At 40.1% G+C, this 18,347-nt stretch carries 18 protein-coding genes; 10 read left to right on the top strand and 8 right to left on the bottom strand.

The features are described from left to right. The first annotated feature begins 64 nt into the window (after positions 1 to 64). Positions 65 to 1,723, top strand: a complete 1,659-nt coding sequence (locus tag ABIS04_RS07795; RefSeq protein WP_350433095.1) for a M28 family metallopeptidase — start codon at positions 65 to 67, stop codon at positions 1,721 to 1,723. A gap of 119 nt (positions 1,724 to 1,842) precedes the next feature. On the opposite strand, the gene ABIS04_RS07790 is transcribed toward ABIS04_RS07795, so the two are convergent. Further along, positions 1,843 to 2,241, bottom strand: a complete 399-nt coding sequence (locus ABIS04_RS07790) for an ACT domain-containing protein (protein WP_350433405.1) — start codon at positions 2,239 to 2,241, stop codon at positions 1,843 to 1,845. Positions 2,242 to 2,685: 444 nt separating this feature from the next. On the opposite strand from ABIS04_RS07790, the gene asnB reads away from it, so the two are divergent. Beyond that, positions 2,686 to 4,350 carry an asparagine synthase B gene (asnB, locus tag ABIS04_RS07785; protein ID WP_137221149.1) on the top strand — a complete coding sequence of 555 codons (1,665 nt, stop codon included), beginning with the start codon at positions 2,686 to 2,688 and terminating at the stop codon, positions 4,348 to 4,350. Positions 4,351 to 4,463: 113 nt separating this feature from the next. Next, positions 4,464 to 4,982 carry a GNAT family N-acetyltransferase gene (locus ABIS04_RS07780; protein ID WP_350433094.1) on the top strand — a complete coding sequence of 173 codons (519 nt, stop codon included), beginning with the start codon at positions 4,464 to 4,466 and terminating at the stop codon, positions 4,980 to 4,982. Between the two features lie 3 nt (positions 4,983 to 4,985). On the opposite strand, the gene ABIS04_RS07775 is transcribed toward ABIS04_RS07780, so the two are convergent. From ABIS04_RS07775 to ABIS04_RS07760, 4 genes are all read right to left on the bottom strand, one after another. After that, positions 4,986 to 5,189, bottom strand: coding sequence for a DUF1289 domain-containing protein (locus ABIS04_RS07775; protein ID WP_137221153.1), 204 nt, complete (start codon positions 5,187 to 5,189; stop codon positions 4,986 to 4,988). Further along, positions 5,164 to 5,514, bottom strand: coding sequence for a VOC family protein (locus ABIS04_RS07770; protein ID WP_350433093.1), 351 nt, complete (start codon positions 5,512 to 5,514; stop codon positions 5,164 to 5,166). The genes ABIS04_RS07775 and ABIS04_RS07770 overlap by 26 nt, the downstream gene beginning before the upstream one ends. Before the next feature lie 233 nt (positions 5,515 to 5,747). Beyond that, positions 5,748 to 6,449: a DUF445 domain-containing protein gene (locus tag ABIS04_RS07765; RefSeq protein ID WP_137221157.1), complete on the bottom strand. Its 702-nt coding sequence runs from the start codon at positions 6,447 to 6,449 to the stop codon at positions 5,748 to 5,750. A gap of 451 nt (positions 6,450 to 6,900) precedes the next feature. After that, positions 6,901 to 7,260 (bottom strand): GNAT family N-acetyltransferase, encoded by a 360-nt coding sequence (locus tag ABIS04_RS07760; protein ID WP_350433092.1) that lies wholly within the window; start codon positions 7,258 to 7,260, stop codon positions 6,901 to 6,903. A gap of 291 nt (positions 7,261 to 7,551) precedes the next feature. On the opposite strand from ABIS04_RS07760, the gene ABIS04_RS07755 reads away from it, so the two are divergent. The 4 genes from ABIS04_RS07755 (at position 7,552) to ABIS04_RS07740 (ending at position 12,312) form a co-directional block, all read left to right on the top strand. After that, positions 7,552 to 10,803 carry a DUF748 domain-containing protein gene (locus ABIS04_RS07755; protein ID WP_350433091.1) on the top strand — a complete coding sequence of 1,084 codons (3,252 nt, stop codon included), beginning with the start codon at positions 7,552 to 7,554 and terminating at the stop codon, positions 10,801 to 10,803. Between the two features lie 120 nt (positions 10,804 to 10,923). Continuing rightward, positions 10,924 to 11,280, top strand: coding sequence for a glutathione S-transferase N-terminal domain-containing protein (locus tag ABIS04_RS07750; RefSeq protein WP_350433090.1), 357 nt, complete (start codon positions 10,924 to 10,926; stop codon positions 11,278 to 11,280). A gap of 171 nt (positions 11,281 to 11,451) precedes the next feature. Next, complete coding sequence (locus ABIS04_RS07745) at positions 11,452 to 11,898, top strand: hypothetical protein (protein ID WP_350433089.1); 447 nt, start codon at positions 11,452 to 11,454, stop codon at positions 11,896 to 11,898. Between the two features lie 216 nt (positions 11,899 to 12,114). Then, positions 12,115 to 12,312, top strand: a complete 198-nt coding sequence (locus ABIS04_RS07740) for a DUF2986 domain-containing protein (protein WP_350433088.1) — start codon at positions 12,115 to 12,117, stop codon at positions 12,310 to 12,312. A gap of 113 nt (positions 12,313 to 12,425) precedes the next feature. Here the strand turns inward: ABIS04_RS07740 and ABIS04_RS07735 are convergent, their stop codons facing one another. Together ABIS04_RS07735 and ABIS04_RS07730 are read right to left on the bottom strand one after the other, a co-directional pair. Then, a complete protein-coding gene (locus ABIS04_RS07735; protein WP_350433087.1) occupies positions 12,426 to 13,916 on the bottom strand; it encodes an MATE family efflux transporter in 1,491 nt (496 codons plus the stop codon). 43 nt (positions 13,917 to 13,959) lie between these two features. Beyond that, positions 13,960 to 14,790: an ion transporter gene (locus tag ABIS04_RS07730; RefSeq protein WP_350433086.1), complete on the bottom strand. Its 831-nt coding sequence runs from the start codon at positions 14,788 to 14,790 to the stop codon at positions 13,960 to 13,962. A gap of 199 nt (positions 14,791 to 14,989) precedes the next feature. Between ABIS04_RS07730 and ABIS04_RS07725 the strand changes: the two genes are divergently transcribed. Then, complete coding sequence (locus tag ABIS04_RS07725) at positions 14,990 to 15,460, top strand: L,D-transpeptidase family protein (RefSeq protein ID WP_350433404.1); 471 nt, start codon at positions 14,990 to 14,992, stop codon at positions 15,458 to 15,460. A gap of 52 nt (positions 15,461 to 15,512) precedes the next feature. Next, a complete protein-coding gene (locus ABIS04_RS07720; protein WP_350433085.1) occupies positions 15,513 to 16,076 on the top strand; it encodes a VOC family protein in 564 nt (187 codons plus the stop codon). A gap of 64 nt (positions 16,077 to 16,140) precedes the next feature. Here ABIS04_RS07720 and ABIS04_RS07715 read toward each other — a convergent pair whose 3' ends face one another. Next, positions 16,141 to 17,352 (bottom strand): YbfB/YjiJ family MFS transporter, encoded by a 1,212-nt coding sequence (locus ABIS04_RS07715; protein ID WP_350433084.1) that lies wholly within the window; start codon positions 17,350 to 17,352, stop codon positions 16,141 to 16,143. 101 nt (positions 17,353 to 17,453) lie between these two features. Here ABIS04_RS07715 and ABIS04_RS07710 point away from each other — a divergent pair, with 101 nt between their 5' ends. Then, positions 17,454 to 18,287 (top strand): LysR family transcriptional regulator, encoded by an 834-nt coding sequence (locus tag ABIS04_RS07710; RefSeq protein ID WP_350433083.1) that lies wholly within the window; start codon positions 17,454 to 17,456, stop codon positions 18,285 to 18,287. Positions 18,288 to 18,347: the final 60 nt, after the last annotated feature.

The raw sequence follows: 18,347 nt of genomic DNA, 5'->3' as shown, positions 1-18,347 counted from the left end.
AAGCACTGGCTTGGCTCATTATGCTTGTCTAAAATAAAAATAAATAACAATAACAGGACATAGCATGAAACGATTATTCCCTTTTTGCGCCATTGCCTTACTGTCAGCATGTAACGGCGATGATGCTAAGCACACTGTAACCGACGATATTATTCCGGCTAAAGTGACAGCAGTAACCTTTGATGAACAACGCTTTAGAACCGATATTGAAACATTGTCGTCAGATAAATTTGAAGGTCGTGCGCCGACGACCCGAGGCGAGAAACTCACTCTAGATTATTTAACTGCCGCATTCACCCAAATGGGCCTAAAAGGTGCCTACAAAGGAAGTTTTTTACAACCGGTCCCAATGGTAAGTTACACCGCCAGCGAGCAACAACAGGTTAATTTAGCCGGTTTGGATATGCAGTATCGCCAAGATATTGTGTTAGGCAGTCGTCACGATAACAACAAGGTCAGTATTAAAGACGCGCCGTTAGTGTTTGTGGGTTACGGTATTAATGCCCCAGAATACGGCTGGAATGATTACCAAGACCTTAACATGCAAGGCAAAATTGCCATCATTTTAGTGAATGACCCAGGCTTTGCACATCCTGACGGTGCCAAGTTCAATGGTAAAGCAATGACTTACTATGGGCGTTGGAGTTATAAGTTTGAAGAAGCAAGCCGCCAAGGCGCATTAGGCGCGATTATCATCCATGATACAAAGCCTGCCTCTTACCCTTGGTCGGTGGTTGAAAATAGTTGGACCGGAGCTCAACAAGATTTAGTTCAAAGCAAAGCAAAACAAGACCAACGTGTCCAAGTTGAAGGTTGGTTAACCTTAGACAGTGCTACAGCATTATTCGACAAATCGGGACTGTCATTAACATCGTTAATGGATCGCGCCGCCAACAGTTCACTTAATGTCGATTTAGCCCAAACAGCTAACATTGAATTTGCCAATAAAGCGGATTATGCCGACAGTTATAATGTGGTTGCGACATTACCGGGTAGCACTCAAGCGGACGAACAGATTTTATTCACTGCCCATTGGGATCATATAGGTAAAGATGAAACCAAAGACGGTGACCAAATTTATAATGGTGCATTAGATAACGCATCTGGCACAGCAGGTATTTTAGAAATTGCCCGACAGTTTGACCAGCAAGCCAAACAAGGTCACGGCTTAGCCCGTTCTTTAACCTTTATTGCCACTACCGGTGAAGAACAAGGTTTATTAGGTTCACGTTATTATGCAGCAAATCCAATTTATCCGATTGATAAAACCGTGGCAGTATTTAACCTAGACAGCACTAACATTTATGGCAAAACTAAAGATTACACCATTGTCGGCAAAGGCCAGTCTGAGTTAGAAAACTATTTAGACCGCGCTGCCGCTAAACAAAATCGTACCAGTCAAGGTGAGCTTAATCCTGCATCAGGCGGCTTTTTCCGTTCAGATCACTTCAGTTTTGCTAAATTAGGCGTACCAGCCGTATTTGCCGGTGGTGGTAATAAACCGCTTGATGAAGCCACGGCACAATACAAAATAGCCATGAGCAAAAAAATGAAAGGTTGTTATCACAACGTTTGCGACCATTATCACCCTGAGTGGGATTTATCTGGCGCATTACAAGATTTAGACGTGTATTACCAAGCTGCTGCAGAGTTAGGTAATAATCAAGATTGGCCAGGTTACTTTGCAGGTTCTGAATTTAATCAGTTACGTCCAGCAGATTAATACTGCACCACCCTACGCCTTCCCACCCAAGGATTGGCCCATCATGTATTTGATGGGCTTTTTTATCGATATTTATGGAGGGCGCTATTACTTGAGTTAAGACGTTAGATAAACCGCCGTTACTCTTGACTAAATTCATTCAACGCATCGATGGCTAAGGCCGCCTTTTCTGTTTGCACAAAAATATGGTCATGATAATAAGCTGCAATAACATTGGCGCTAATGCCTTTTTCGGTGAGTTTATTGGCCACAGCGGCCGTTAAACCAACGGCATCAAGACTAGAATGCACAGTTAAGGTAATGCCTTTAAAAACTGATTCAAAAGGTAAGCCACCTTCAATTGCTGCCGCTTTTGTTAACACTAATGTTAGCCCTTCAGATTCACGAAACGTCGCGAGTGGCGATAGGTTTTGATAATCACCATATTGGCCCAGTACTGAGCAAAACACATATTCGTCATCTAATAATACCGGTGACATCGATGCGAGTAATGCCATTAAGTCTGTTTCACCAACCATCATGTTTCCTTTAATATGTTTCCGTTAACAATGTGTTTTATTAAAAGTAAGTCGCTTTTAGCTAACAAATTTAAGCCCTGTTATCGTGCATAAACATGCCACACAAGCTTTATTATGACTAGGTTAAAGCCGTAAAATAACCCTTTCGCCCCATTTATGTTCAATTAAGCGTCAAAAGCACTGCTTTAGTGCAATTATGATTTTAATTGTATTTGATTATGAAATCTTAAAAAAAATCGCCATAAACATAAAAAAAATAAAGTTTCATCAATAAAAACACGAAATCGTTAAACATTAATCAAACAAAAAGATAATTGAACGAGATAAAATCACTAAAATGGTCATATTTATAACGTTATCTTAAAAATCATGCTTGGCAGTTAACGAAAATGCTGGCAAAGTAGGAACCAGATAAAGATTAGCCAACGCTGCCGGAGCCGTATTATGTGTTCAATATTTTCAATTTTAGACATCAAAACTGATGCAAGCAAACTTCGCCAAGTGGCGTTAGAAATGTCAAAACTGTTGCGTCACCGCGGCCCAGATTGGTCTGGCATATATGCTGATGACAAAGCCATTTTAGCTCATGAACGTTTATCAATTGTTGACGTTGACCACGGAGCACAGCCGCTTATCAGCCTTGATGGCAACATAGTGTTAGCCGTAAACGGTGAAATTTATAACCACAAGCAGTTAAAAGCTCAGCTAGGTGATAAATACCAATATCAAACCAACTCAGATTGCGAAGTGATCTTGTCACTTTACCAAGAATACGGTTGTGACTTTTTAGACAAGCTGAACGGTATCTTTGCATTTGTACTGTATGACAAAGCCAAAGACACATATTTAATCGGCCGCGACCATATGGGCATTATCCCACTTTATACTGGCCTCGATTCGTCAGGTAACTTCTATGTTGCCTCTGAAATGAAAGCTCTCATGCCTGTGTGTAAAACGGTTGAAGAGTTTTACCCTGGACAGTATTTATATTCTGCCGATGGTAAACCAACACAGTATTATCAGCGTGATTGGCAAGATTTTGATGCCGTTAAAGACAACCCAGCCAGCATTGAAGAATTACGTGAAGCACTAGAAGCTGCAGTGAAGCGTCAGCTAATGTCAGATGTTCCTTACGGGGTATTATTGTCCGGTGGCCTAGATTCATCAGTGATTTCTGCCATTACTCAAACATATGCAAAACACCGTATTGAAAACGACGGCGAAACTGGCGCATGGTGGCCACAACTGCATTCATTTGCAGTAGGTTTAGCCGAGTCACCAGATTTGGTAGCAGCGCAAAAAGTGGCCGATGCAATTGGTACTATTCATCACCCTATTGTGTATACTTTCCAAGAAGGTTTAGATGCAATTAAAGAAGTGATTTATCACTTAGAAACTTACGATGTCACCACTATTCGTGCGGCAACGCCAATGTACTTAATGGCGCGCAAAATTAAAGCCATGGGCATTAAAATGGTGTTGTCTGGCGAAGGTGCTGATGAATTATTTGGTGGTTATTTGTATTTCCACAAAGCGCCTAATGCTCAAGCATTCCATGAAGAATTAGTCCGTAAGCTAGACAAACTACATTTATTTGATTGCTTGCGTGCTAACAAATCCATGGCGGCATGGGGACTTGAAGCTCGGGTGCCTTTCTTAGATAAAGAGTTTATCGACGTGGCAATGCGCATCAACCCTGAAGCCAAAATGTCTAAAGATGGCCGCATCGAGAAGCACATTTTACGTCAAGCATTTGAAGATAAATTGCCAAAAGAAGTGGTATGGCGTCAAAAAGAGCAGTTCAGTGACGGCGTTGGTTACTCGTGGATTGATGGCTTAAAAGCCCACGCAGCAGAAAACGTAGATGACGTACAGTTTGCTAATGCAAAATTCCGTTTCCCTTACAACACGCCTGAGTCAAAAGAAGCCTATTTCTATCGCAGCTTCTTTGAAGAGTTTTTCCCATTAGCCAGCGCAGCTGAAACAGTGCCAGGTGGAAAAACAGTAGCATGTTCAACACCTGAAGCACTATTGTGGGATGCGAGTCTACAAGGACTTAACGACCCATCAGGCCGTGCAGTTAAAAACGTTCACGCTAGCGCATATTAATTTTGCACAACGATTAAACACCACCCAATTGGGTGGTGTTTTTGTTAGGTTTCATCTTGTAAAATGATGATATTCGTCACTCTAATAAAATAACAATAACAATGAGGTTCACCATGACAGACATCAGCATTTTTAACCTTGAGATGACCGACCGCAGTCAATTAAAACCTAAGCACGATGCCAACGGCTTAACCGTGGTTGAGGCGAAAATAAAACAATATCAATTCAATCGTTTTTTATATCAATTTGTGGGTGCTGCCTGGGAGTGGACAGACAAATTAGCATTGTCCGATAGCCAATGGCAGGAATACAGCGAAGCAGATAATTTGCATTTATTTGTGGCGTATAAAGACGGTGCACCAGCGGGTTATTTTGAATTGCAGCAACAAGATAACGATAATGTCGAAATTATGTATTTTGGCTTAGGCGAGCGCTTTATCGGTAAAGGCTTTGGCGGCTATTTACTGACTCAAGCCATTGAACAAGCGTGGTCGTTACCGAACACTCACCGAGTTTGGGTACATACTTGCTCGTTAGATCACCCAAGCGCGTTACAAAACTATCAAGATCGCGGATTTAGCTTATTTAGAACCGATATCGAGTCAACAACAAATCAAACTCTAGCTGACTAACTACTATCGATTTTTATAAGCTATTGCACGTTGTTTGATTATTTCAAGCGACGTGCTTTTTTGTTGTTCATCCATAGTATGCCAAGCTAGAATTTCGTCTAATGAACGATGACATCCTAAACAGATGTCCTCGGCATCTAAACAACAATTTCTCACGCAAGGCGAGTCAAAAAAGTTTGGTTTATTCTGACCATACGGCATATTCATTACCATTAACGTCTGTAAAATGAAAACGTCTACCACCCGGAAAACTAAATATCGCTTTGGTGATATGTCCACCAGCCTGAATGATTTTTGCTTCTGTAACGGCTAAGTCTTGGCTATAAAGCACGATTAATGGACTGCCTTTTGCTAAGGTAAATTGAGTGTCAGCTTGATAAAAACCGCCATCAATACCCACCTGTAAAAAGCAGCTATATTGAGGACCATAATCCTGAAACTGCCAGCCAAAAACCTGAGTAAAAAAAGCTTTGGTTGCAATGATATCTTTCACGGGTATTTCTAAATAGTTAATACTATGATGCTTACTCATGCTCACCTCTGTTACTCAGGGTTATCATTTAAACTATGCTTATAACAATATCCAATAGTGTCTATTATTTACTTACACTGAGTTAATCGTTCAGTTCTAATAAAAGACATCAAGACCATGACTAAATGCATAATCTAAACTAGGGTCTGCAAAAATAACCTTGAAAGATCAACAGCCCCTAATACTATGCCGTAAAGTATAGCGTGTCGCGCTATTGCTGCACTATTGCTAAACTATTGTTGTACTAAGGCCGCAACTGCGCCAATAATCCCGCCGAATACCCCGCCCCACACGACTAACCAGCCTAGATGGGTTTTAATCATATCTTGAACGATTTGCTTAACCAATTGAGGTGTCAGCTCATTTAAGCGTTGTTCGACAATATTGGCCACTTTTTCTTGCATATCAGCAATAATATTTGGCTGCTCAAGCTCATTCACTAATATTGCATTAAACTCTTCGCTTTGAGCCAATTCCACTAAAGACAGTTTCATTTTTTCAATAAACGGTTCTTTTAAAGGGATCAATGCTTCTGTACCACCAAACATCGCTAACATGCCGCCAAAAGATGATTTTTCAATGGTATCGACTAATGCGTCAAATGACGGTGCTAAATCAATTTTTTCAATCACTGGGCTTAAATCAATACTGCTAGCGCTGCTGGTTGTTAAAAAGCGATCAATATTCTCTTGAGTAAAAAATTGATCCATCATTAGATGTTTAATACCCACTTTAAACTCTTCAAAACGAGATGGAACCACTCCAGAACCATACAAACCAGGGACTTTTTCAAATAACATATAAATCGCCAACCAGTTGGTTAACGCACCCGATAATGCAAATAATCCTATCGTTAGCACAATATGTTGATCTAACACATACCCGACCAGCATAAATATGGCCGCTATAAGGTTGGTTAATACGCTCTTATTCAATCTCTTGTCCTTAACATCTATAATGGAAAATCAATAAAAAACCTCAGTTATTTTACCAGAAAATAACTGAGGTCTACATAACTGATCTTTCATCACGTCACAGAACCTGACTTTTGACTTAAAGGAATAACAACGACTTTACTGCGAACAACTGACTTGTTCAGGCTCGGCAAGCACTTCTGCGCGAGGGTCTGCTGATCTTTGCTGGTTAAATTTTGTTCGAGATAAAAACGTGTTAATCGAGGCGAGTGGATTGCTGCCTAGCAATCTAAGCTAAATTCGCTCAACAAAGAGTAAAACGTTTTTAGCCGAACCCTTCGGGCAGCGTTTGTTGGTCATTTTTACTGCGTTATCGACTTTTTATGTAGAATAACTACACCACAAAGTCTCTGCCTTATAGCCCATGTTTAAGTAATGACCAACAATTCGCTGCAAAAACAACCTTGAAAGATCAACAGACCCTAAAATGATTAATTAATAAAACGCCAATGCTTTGTGCCAGAAACTGAGCTTTTTGAAACATCTGGCTCACAACATCCTCATGTTGATACAGAGGTTTTACAAAAACATCTTCCAAATACCATACTGGCGCAAGACATAATGAAGAAAATGAAGGATACAGTTGAATAAAGCCCACCATTTCATCATCTCTAATGGATACAAAGATCATCGAATCATTTTCAGATAAGCGGGATTTCAAAAATGCATGACACGCTGGGTAGTCAGATGGTTGGTTTAATTGCTGCCGATACAGATCAAATAGCAAACTTAATGGTTCTAAATCGATACTCGAAGCGAGGCGAATTTGCATTTATCATCCTTGAAATTGAAAAATGCCCAGATTAAATATCACAAGATGAGATAGTTAATCGAGGTTAAAATAACGACATATAATTATAAGCTATTAGTTCATATCATAAAAACATCAGACGTAAATACAATAAATAAAAACGATTAATTACATGATCTTAATTTTAAAGCTAACACCAATGTCATTTAATGTAAATTAATCCGTATTTGAACAAAAAATTATCCTTAAAAGGGATTTTTTTTGGTAAAATGCACAGATATTCCCTCTGTTTATACATCAAGATTAGTTTATATGACCTCGTTTTTCACTCAACTTTACTCGGCGATTAAACCGCGCTCTCGTCTGCAAAAAATCAGCTATTATATTGTCGCTATCTATTTATTAGGCTGTGTCTTATTAGGTGGATTAATTCCGTATATTGCCAAACAACAAGCTCCGGCATTTTTAACTGAACAGTTGGGTCGAACTGTAACCCTACAAGATATAACTATTAATCCATTTTCATTAGAGTTTTCCTTATCCGGATTAACAATCAAAGAGCTCGATAGTCAACAAACCTTTGTTTCTTTAGCTAATCTATATGGCAATATTCAATTATGGCAATCTATGACCTCTTGGTCATTTGTGATTGAAAATATCAGAATAACCCAACCTAGTATTAGCGTTTCACGCACTCAAAAAGATAATCAACCCGTCATTTTTAACTTCAGTGATATTATTAAGCGCTTTGGTCAAACATCACCAACAACAGAGAGTAATGAACCTTCAATTATTCCCGCTATCAATATCGGCAAAGTTGAAATAGCCCAAGGGGTATTTACCTTAAATGACAATGTCACAGACACTCATATTAACTACCCAAACATCAATGTTTCATTATCACATTTTAACAGCCTCAGCACAGCAATAGAGACTCAACAAGATGGCGTGAATCACTACACGGTGAGTATCCAAGACCAATTTAAAGGTTCGGTAACACTGCAAGGGCAATTTCAATTAACCCCATTGGCGATACAAGGTGAACTCGACGTTGCAAGTATTGATTTATCGCATTATTGGTCTTTTGTTGATGAGATGTTTGACATTAATTTATCCCAAGGCTTACTGAGTTTAAATGGTCAGTACAAAGCAGATCTGCAAGATAAAAACTTAACGCCCATAAATCATATTAATGTTTCAAATGGACAAATTGTCATTGACCATTTTAAAGCGACGCATCAACAAGATGAAAAAATTGCCATTGATTTACTTGCCATCAAAAACATCAATCTAGACAGTCAAACTAAACGGGTTAGCATTGATGAGTTTCATACTGAAAACGGTAAAATAAAACTTAATATCACTCCGACAGGTGCTGATCTCGTTGCCCTATTGCTGCCAAAAGAGACAGAGCTTACAACAGCAGTAAATCCTAGCCCTCCGGCTGTTTCAGATACAACACTAGCCGACTCGTTAAACACCGACATTGAACACTCAAAGACAGTAACATCAGACAATGCTGGCAGTACAACTTCGTCTCATGATGGCGCTGGTAATGATATTGCAGCAACCACAAACGAAGCTACAGCAGAAAAAGTACAACCGGCCCTAACCGAAAACGTGGCAACACTTAACAAAACTAATGCCGAAACACCTTGGTTAGTGACGCTTCATAAAATCAGTGTAGCGCAATACCACGTCGCTCTGGGAGAAGGCATTGCCAGTGATAACATTATCCTTTGGCAACTGGGTCCTATTGATATCAGCACAGGTATCATTAACTCAGATCTATCAACGCCTATTGACTATCAATTTTCCACCGGGATAAATGCACAGAGTGTATTAACCTCTACAGGGCAAGTTGATCCATTAGCCCAAACGCTCAATGCTGAAATTGATTTTAGTAATATGCTGTTGTCACGCTTACAACCTTATATCGCTCCTTTTATTAATATCACTTTAGTTGATGGTATGTTTTCTACTAAGGGCCGGTTACACGCAGATGCCAAAGACACTCTTACCTATTCCGGCAGCGCAAACATCAGCCAATTGCACATTAACGATAATGTGTTACATCAGCCTTTGCTGACATGGCAAGCTATGGACATCAATCAGTTATCGTTTGATCGTCAACAGGCCAAAATCGATATTGATGAAATAAACTTTGATACCCTCTTTAGCCGTATCATTATTTCTCCGGACCGAAGTACTAATATTAGTGCGTTAATTCACAAGGACGACACTTCAACTGACGCCAAACAAGTTACTGTGAAGGTAGGCAAAGATGCAGATGAGGTTGTAACAACGCTATCGACTGAAAGCGATCCAGCAATGGACGATTCACCGAAACTACAACTCAGCATTAATAAAATTGGCATAAAAGACAGTTCAGCATTTTTTGCTGACAACTCGTTAACGCCCAATTTTGCTTCAGGCATTGAAATGCTTAATGGCCAAATAACCAACTTATCGTCTAACCCACAAACTACTGCATCTGTTGATATAGCAGGGAAAATAGATAAATACGCGCCAGTAACCTTAAAAGGTGACGTTAACCCACTACTGCCACAACCCTATTTAGACCTTAATTTAAATTTTGACAAAGTAGAGTTAACCTCAGTTAATCCTTATTCAGGCACTTACGCTGGCTATTACATTGATAAAGGCCAGCTGTCATTAGATCTAAAATATCAACTGAACAATAATTTATTAGTCGGTAGTAATCATCTGGTCATTGATCAACTCAAACTGGGTGAACCAAGTAACAGCAGTTTAGCAACCAGCCTACCGATCACATTAGCGGTGGCATTATTGCAAGACCGTCACGGCGTGATTGATTTAGGCGTTGATGTAACGGGTGATTTAGATTCACCGAGCTTTGGCTTTGGTAGCATCATCATTAATGCATTAGGTAATATTATTACCAAAGCAGTGACCTCACCATTTTCATTTTTAGCGGGACTTGTCGGTGATGATGAACAAATGGATAAAATCAGTTTTGATTATGGTCTCAGTAGCATATCGACTAAACAAAAACACACCTTAGATAAACTGGCCGAAGCATTAAAAGACCGACCTCTGCTTAATCTCAGTATCAAAGGTAGCATTGACCTAATTAACGATAAACAAGTGCTAGCAGAAACAAAACTGCATCAACAATTGGCAACCACAGCTGGGATAAACTTTAGCGATTTACCCAACACGTTATCCGCCAGTAAATACCCCACTACAGGGCCGTTAACTGATGCGCTTTATCAATTATTTGAACAACAGCTGGGGCAAAAACCGTCTGAGATAAAACAAAATATACAACAACAAACACCAGATATTACAGCACCTGATCTCGATACTCGCTGGCACATTGGGCTATATAATATGCTCATCAATCACCAACAAATCACTACCGAAGAGTTTGGTCGATTAGCACATAATCGTGCCAAAGCGGTAAAAGCTTATTTAATTGATCAAGCAGGTATTGATGCGAGTAAAGTATTTGTACTTGAAAGCCGAATTAACACCGAAGAAAATGCCGCAGAAGCATTACTTGAACTACAAGTAAAATAAGCTGTCTATACCTGTTAACCGTTACCAACATCGGGTAGACTGCATGCAGATTACAAACGTTAAATAACAAGCGTTTGTAATCATATCGTATCATTATTATTGTTAAGATTGAGGTTATCTATGTTTATCGTTCGCTGGATTTTAGGTCGAATTATATTGTTGTTAAATTTTGTGTTTGCCCCTAAAAAGCGCCAACGTTCGCAAGATGAGCAAGCCATTGTTGATCAACAAACTCAATCACTGGCCTTGTATCAATACGCGGCCTGTCCTTTTTGCGTAAAGGTGCGTCGTGACATGCGTCGTCAAAATTTAACGATTAATTTAGTCGACGCCAAGCAAGATGCTAACCAAAGTGAATTAGTAAGCCAAGGAGGCAAGCTACAAGTGCCTTGTTTACGCATAGAGCAAGACGGCAACACCCAATGGTTATATGAATCAAAAGCCATTAGCAATTACCTCAACGAGCGTTTTGCCTAAATTACTGGTATCGTCATTTGCCACAGCTTATTTCAATGCTGTGGCTAACCTATTGCTATAGAAATCATTTTTTCTCTAATTACGCCATTAGTATTTCAATCGATGGCTGATCAATGTCTTCTAAAGCAGCCTTTTGGCTATTATGTCTTATAAAAAATGATGAGGTTATGTGTGTCAAAAATCAGTTTAATCATCTGCAGTATGATACTTCTCAGTGCTTGTAGTGCCAGCGAACCAGATCCAATGGATTTTGTAGGGCAATTCCGTGACTCATTCAGTACTGAAATTAAAGGAAAAGGGATTAAGTTATTTGTCTATAAAGCCAAATTAGCCACTGCGCTTGATCGCAGTATTCCAGGAGCTCCACGCGATCTCAATATGCGTCGCAGTAAACAAGATGCTCAAAGTTACCTAGTACAACAGCGTAATGCAGAAGATCGTTTAGAGTTATGGAATCGACAAATCGATCTCGGGCTTAAAAAAACCATTGAAATGAACGGATATTGTCAAGCAGGCTTTATCGAGTTAAGTCGTTACGTTGAAGCTGAACGCGGTGAAATTCGTGGTGAGTGTAACGATGGTGCCACCGATGAAGACATCAAAAAGTACGGTGTGTAACGTTAAGGCCCATGACGTTTTAACCATGGATAAAAAGCAAATAGTGCTACTGACGGATAAAAAACTATATCCCGCTGTGCAATTAAGCTAAAATTAGCGTCCAAATTTCCTCGTGATGTTGCCGTTGGCTCCTAGACCAGTGTCATCACGCTTCGATAAGCTGTTTATCATTAAACAATGAAATAAATAGTTGTCGTTTTAAAAGTAAGAAATCAGATGAACAGAAAGCAAGAGATGATTAAAAAGCTAGCCAAGCGTGCCAAGGCTCGTAAAAACAAAGTGGTGCCGTCTAACCCTAGCAATAAGCCTGTTGAGCGTTATATCTCTAAAGCTGAACGCGAAAAGATCGCGTTAGCAGAAGAAGCTGAACAGACTACAGCAACAGAAAATAACACCGAATCAGATAAAGACTAACAACGAGTAATAAGCTGTTAGTAACAAAAAGCCCCTTTCTTGGCCTTGGCCTGATAGGGGCTTTTTAATTGCCGTAAATTGGGATAATTCATCACAACTATTTAGAACTTGTGCTAACTTTTGTCGCTGTTCTCTTGTTGGCCTAATTGTTTACACAAGGGGTCTTCATCTAATTGCGCCATTAAAGTTCGCCCTGGCATTGGAGACGGCGCAGCCACCATATCAATATTAATAGCATCATCTTCTAACAGTTGTTGATTTACGCTAGCCGACAATAAACCTTGGCGACTGATTTTATCGACTAACCGATAAGCACATAAAATACCTATCACCCCAAAGATAACCGCGCCAATAACCTGACCAATCAATACGCCAAACACACCGCCCCATTGCGCACCAAAATACACGAATGGTATGGTACCAATAGTGGCTTTACCTACATTAAATAAAGTGGAGTACTTGGCCTTACCTAAGTTGTTAAACGAGGCATTAGCAATAAACAACATTCCCGAGAAAATAAAGAACACTGCAATATACTGACAGAAAAATAATATAAGCTCTGCAGCATCGCCTTTCATGTCAAAACTACTAATAATGACATTACGTAATAAAAACAGTCCCAGTGACACCACCAATACATAAGCAACACAAAATTGAATCGCTTTGGTTAAACTCAGCCTAACACGCTCAATTTCGTTGGCGCCAAAGTTCTGCCCCACTATCGGCCCAACCGCACCAGATAGCGCAAATATCATCCCAAACGATACGGGGATCAAACGTCCCAATACAGCCCAACCTGCTACATAGCTATCACCAAAATCTGCAATAGCACGCGTTACCACCGCATTACCAATTGGAGTGGCTACATTGGTGAGCATGGCGGGTGCAGCAATGGCAAAAATAACCCCAAGGTCTTGTTTAAACTCGGCAAACGAGAATCGACCCAATAATTTATGTTTTATCACTACTCCACGGGCTGAGATGATAAACACCGCAATACGCGCCAAAACAGACGCGGCAGCCGCGCCTTCAATGCCCATTGATAAAGAAAAAATGAATATAGGATCTAATATGGCATTAACCCCACCGCCAGCTAAGGTCGACATCATCGACAATTTAGCATCACCCACAGCACGTAATGCACCACCAAGCGCCATGGCTAAACAAATAAACGGTAATGAAGGCACTAAAATATACAAGTAACTTTGCGCTAACTCCGCTGTGCGCCCCGTAGCACCCACTAACGCTAACAATTCAGGAATAAACGCGATAACAATTGCAGCCACCAGCACACTGGTCAATAACGTCACGATGGCACTGTTTAAAAACAACCGTTTAGCGAGCTTAATATTTTTCGAACCCACCGCTTTTGACACCAATGCACCTAGTGCAATAGATAAGCCGATGCCAATTGAAGTGGTAAAAAATGAAATAGTGCTGGCATAACCTGCAGCGGCGGCAAGTTCAACTTCGCCGAGCAGACTTAAAAAGAAAATATCGAGTAAATCGACGACAAACAACGCCGAAATCCCCACTGCAGCAGTAGAGCTCATGACCAATATATGGCGTAAAATTGAGCCCTCAACAAATTTAGCGGCGGTCATAACATCCTTGGGGGTCAATAAAGTGAGTATCAAAAACCATTATTTAGAGCTTCTCCAGTTCACTGCCACAGTGATTACAGTAATCGGCATCGTTATCGTGGCCTTTTTTACCACAATTACTGCACTTACGTAAATCTCGGGTTCTCACCATTTCGTGTGAGATCTCAGCCGTTAAAATGCCTGTCGGTATCGCTATTATCGAATAACCAATCAGCATGGTTATTGCAGCAATCCCCTGACCTAGTGCTGTTTGTGGCGTAATGTCACCGTAGCCCACTGTGGTAATAGTCACCACGGTCCAATACATAGACTTAGGGATAGACGTAAATCCGTTATTAGGGCCTTCAACCACATACATAATCACACTTAGCACCATGATAATCAGACTGACCGAAAAGAAAAAGATAAACACTTTACGGCTTGACTGCATCATAGCTTTAATCAATAAGTTGCCATCACTTAAATAGCGCAGTAGCTTTAACACTCTAAAAACGCGGAATAAACGCAGAACCCTAACAGCTAAAGCAACATTGGCACCGGGGAAAAACAATCCTAAATACGTGGGCAAAATAGACACCAAATCTACTAAGCCAAAAAAACTACGCACATAGTGTAACCGATTAAGCGAACAATAGATCCTTAATATGTACTCAACGGTAAAGATTACCGTAAAGGTCCATTCACCGATACGAATATAGTCGCCATATTGTGAATGAAACCGCTCAATGGTATCGATAAAAATCAACATCACGCTAAACACAATACATAGCATAAGGGCGATATCAAAATATTTTCCAGCTTGGGTTTCGGTCCCAAAAATCACACTTCTTAGCTTTTGTTTTAGCGGACTATCGGCTTTTTCTTCGATATTCATCTTATTATTCACTTTCTTGGGCAATAAATTGCAAATAAACTGGGTTAATTAATATCAATTAATCCTTGTTGTCGTTAAAATCTAACATTGACTGGCGAGTTTTAACATTCGAAATTAAGTCATTCTACAATAAAAATTAAAAAGGTCATTGGTTTACGGAGTTTTCATGCGCGCGTTGTACATATCATTTATAGCATTAATGTTCTGCCCGTTATTGGCCGTTGCTTCAGCAAGCCAAACAACAGCAAAAGTCGATTTAGTGGTCGTCAATAAATCCGAATCTCGCTTATCTGTTATGCGCGATGGAAAAGTAGTAAAAAGTTATCTCATTGCCATGGGCGACGTTCCTAGCGGTCATAAGCTTAAAGAAGGCGATCAACGTACTCCCCAAGGTCGTTATATATTAGATTACAAAAAATCTGATAGTGCATTTTATAAATCTATTCATATTTCGTATCCCAATGAAGAAGATAAATTACGCGCTGATGCCTTAGGGATCAGAGCTGGCGGAATGATAATGATCCACGGTGAAAATCCTCGCTCATCATTGCCACCAAAAGAAGCACAAAAATACAACTGGACCAATGGCTGTATTGCTGTGACCAACAAAGAAATGGATGAATTATGGAAAATGATTGATGCAGGTACACCGATTGAAATATGGCCATAAGCTTATTCAGTCTCATCGATACCATTTTTTGCTTTGTTTTTTGGGTTATTAAATGAATTACCAACACTTACTTCAAACATGGCCAGACTTTAGTCAACGTATTACTGCGTTTATACACCGTTTGGGTCTAGATAACTTATCACTGCAGAGTGATCATGCCGCCTTACGGGTGAACGATAACCACTTAGCACAATTACTAGCAGATGAATTTAGCCAACATGGCAAAATAATTTCTAATAATATGATTAATGGCAGACCCATTTTAATCATTAAACTAATCGAGCCATTAGTTATCGGCACGATGAAAATTCAATGTGTAGAACTGCCCTTCCCATCCGACAAAGCTTATCCCGTTGAAGGCTGGGAACATATCGAATTAGTATTTCCATCACAGGCACAAACCTGTGACCAATTAGTCGCAGAGCTTATCGAAAAAGCCCCTCAGTTGGCAGATGTAATAACAGGCAACAGTGATATTAAAGTAAAGCAGAGTTCGCCTAAAAGCGATAAAGAACGTTTAGCAAACCCAACCATCGCATTTAAAGCTAATGGCATTTGCGTAAAAGTGCATACGCACGATATTCAAAAGATTATTACCAGTGAACAGGCAAGCTAACCTAAGTTCGTTAGCTCTTTATCTTGATAAAGAGCTAAGTACATTGTAAATGAGTAATCTTTTATTAACCAATAACGCTCTTGGTTTCTATGTTAATGGTTTTATTTTTTATAGCTTCTTTATCGAGATTTAACAATCCAAACAAAAATAACGTACCAATCATCACTACCGTGGCAGATAGGTATAAGCCAACATCATAGCTTCCAAGTGCTTCAGTAAGATATCCGGTAGATACGGGTGCCATAATTTGTGCCGCACCATAAGCTAAAGTCATTTTTCCCATAAACTTAGCCGGGTTACTAGGATAAAACTTGCCCGCCATAGTTAATACTAAGCTAACACAGGCGATAAAAGTGCCACCAAACAACAGCGCGCTTAATATTACGACAGGTAAACTATCATTTATTGCAGGAAGAATAATGCCTACGGCCTGTAAGATATATGCTGCTAGTAATGCTTTTACGTAACCCGTTTGACGTGCGACTCGATCCCATATTAAAGGTGCTGGGGTTGCCGCAACGCCTACCAATAGAAAAGCGAATCCTCCTTGCCCTTGCAAGCCCTCTACCCGCTCGACAATATCAACAATAAAAGTTGAGCTAACAGCATAACCATAACCAGCACAAAAATAGGCCAGCATCATTAGCGTTTTAAAAGCTCTACTGGGTGGATTATCGTTAGTACTCACACTCTCTTTTCCATCGACCAAAGGATGTGGCACCCATAACCACGCCGGAATCGCGAATATTGCAGCCAATACCGCTAACGCTATCCACTGTTGTTGCCAATCTGCTGACATGGTCAACATGGCCTCTACGAGTATTGAGGTGACAATGATACTCAAGCCTGCACCTGCGAAATGAATACCTAATTCTGCTCGGTGATTATTATTCACTAACCATTTTAATATCAAACCAGAGGCAATAATAAAACCTCCAGAGGCACAGATACCGGCAATAAAGCGCAATACCGCCCAAGTAACCATATCTGTAGTCGTCAGCATGGCTGCTGAAGTGACAACACTTAATATTAGATACACTCGGTGTAAATTATATTTGTAGTTTAGGTTGTGCATACTTGCAGCCAGTAACACCCCACACATGTACCCCATAAAATTAGTGCTCGCTAACCAACCTCCACCAGATTCAGTTAGGCCGGCACCATCCTGCATTATCGGTAATAGCAAGCTATAGGAGAATCTAGCCACACCAACAGTGACAATTAAACTACAGATGCCTGCAAAATATACCCGGTTCCTCGTTAGCGCTAATAACATTTAAATCACTTTTCATCGGAATTATTAACAGAGAATAACGCAATCTGTTACTCTTAAAAATTGAATTATTTAGAACAAAAATTTCTTAATATGAGAACTATATGGAAATATTAACCCTAAAGACTTTTAAAGCCGTAGTCGATGAAGCAGGCATTAAAGGTGCTGCCGATAAACTGCATACGGTTCAATCCAACATCACCAACCGAATAAAAAAGCTCGAAAAAGAACTCGATACCAAGCTATTCAACATCATTGGCCGAAAGTTACAGTTAACACCTAGTGGGCAACAGCTTTGCGAATATGCCGATCAGATTTTACAGTTGGAATATCAGGCTACTTCCGCCATTTTACGTAATAAAGGCACTTACGAGTTAAGAGTCGGTATGCCAGAAACATTTGCAGCTGTTCATATGCCTTTGGCGCTCAAACAGCTCAAGCTGAATCACGCTGAAATTCGAACAAAAATCCATACTGACACCAGTGAAAGACTAGTTTTTTCTGTATTAAATAATAAGGTTGATTGCGCAGCTATCGGTAATGCACCTAAACATGAAAACCTTATTGTTATCCCGATAGTGAAAGAAGAGCTGATTATGGTGACTCCACGAGACAGTGAACATGATCCCGTGTTGTTTGTACGAGATGAAGGCTGCGGCTATAGAAAACACGCCATTCTTTGGCAACAAAAGGCCGGGCGAGGTAATGATGAGCTCATGGTAATGAGTAGCGCTGATGGTGTTTTAGGTTGTATTGCTGCGGGTTTGGGTTACACCATTATTGGCAAGAATATGGTTGCTGGTAGTCGATACGAAAAATCTCTGGTCATGACGCCAGTCAGCCATGGGCCCAAACATGTTCAGCTATCGATTGTCTACCGTAAAGGTAGCCCGTTAGAGTCAGGTATATTAACCCTTGCAAAGCTGTTAACCAAGTAATGAACTCATACACATTAAGCCTAAATAACAGCTTATTAAGTACAGGAACGGCTATGGCTT

Origin of the sequence: Shewanella sp. H8 (assembly GCF_040285065.1) — a bacterium.
Lineage (GTDB): Bacteria > Pseudomonadota > Gammaproteobacteria > Enterobacterales > Shewanellaceae > Shewanella > Shewanella polaris.
The sequence above is the reverse complement of the archived record's forward strand: the minus strand, read 5'-3'. Positions and strand labels throughout refer to the sequence as shown.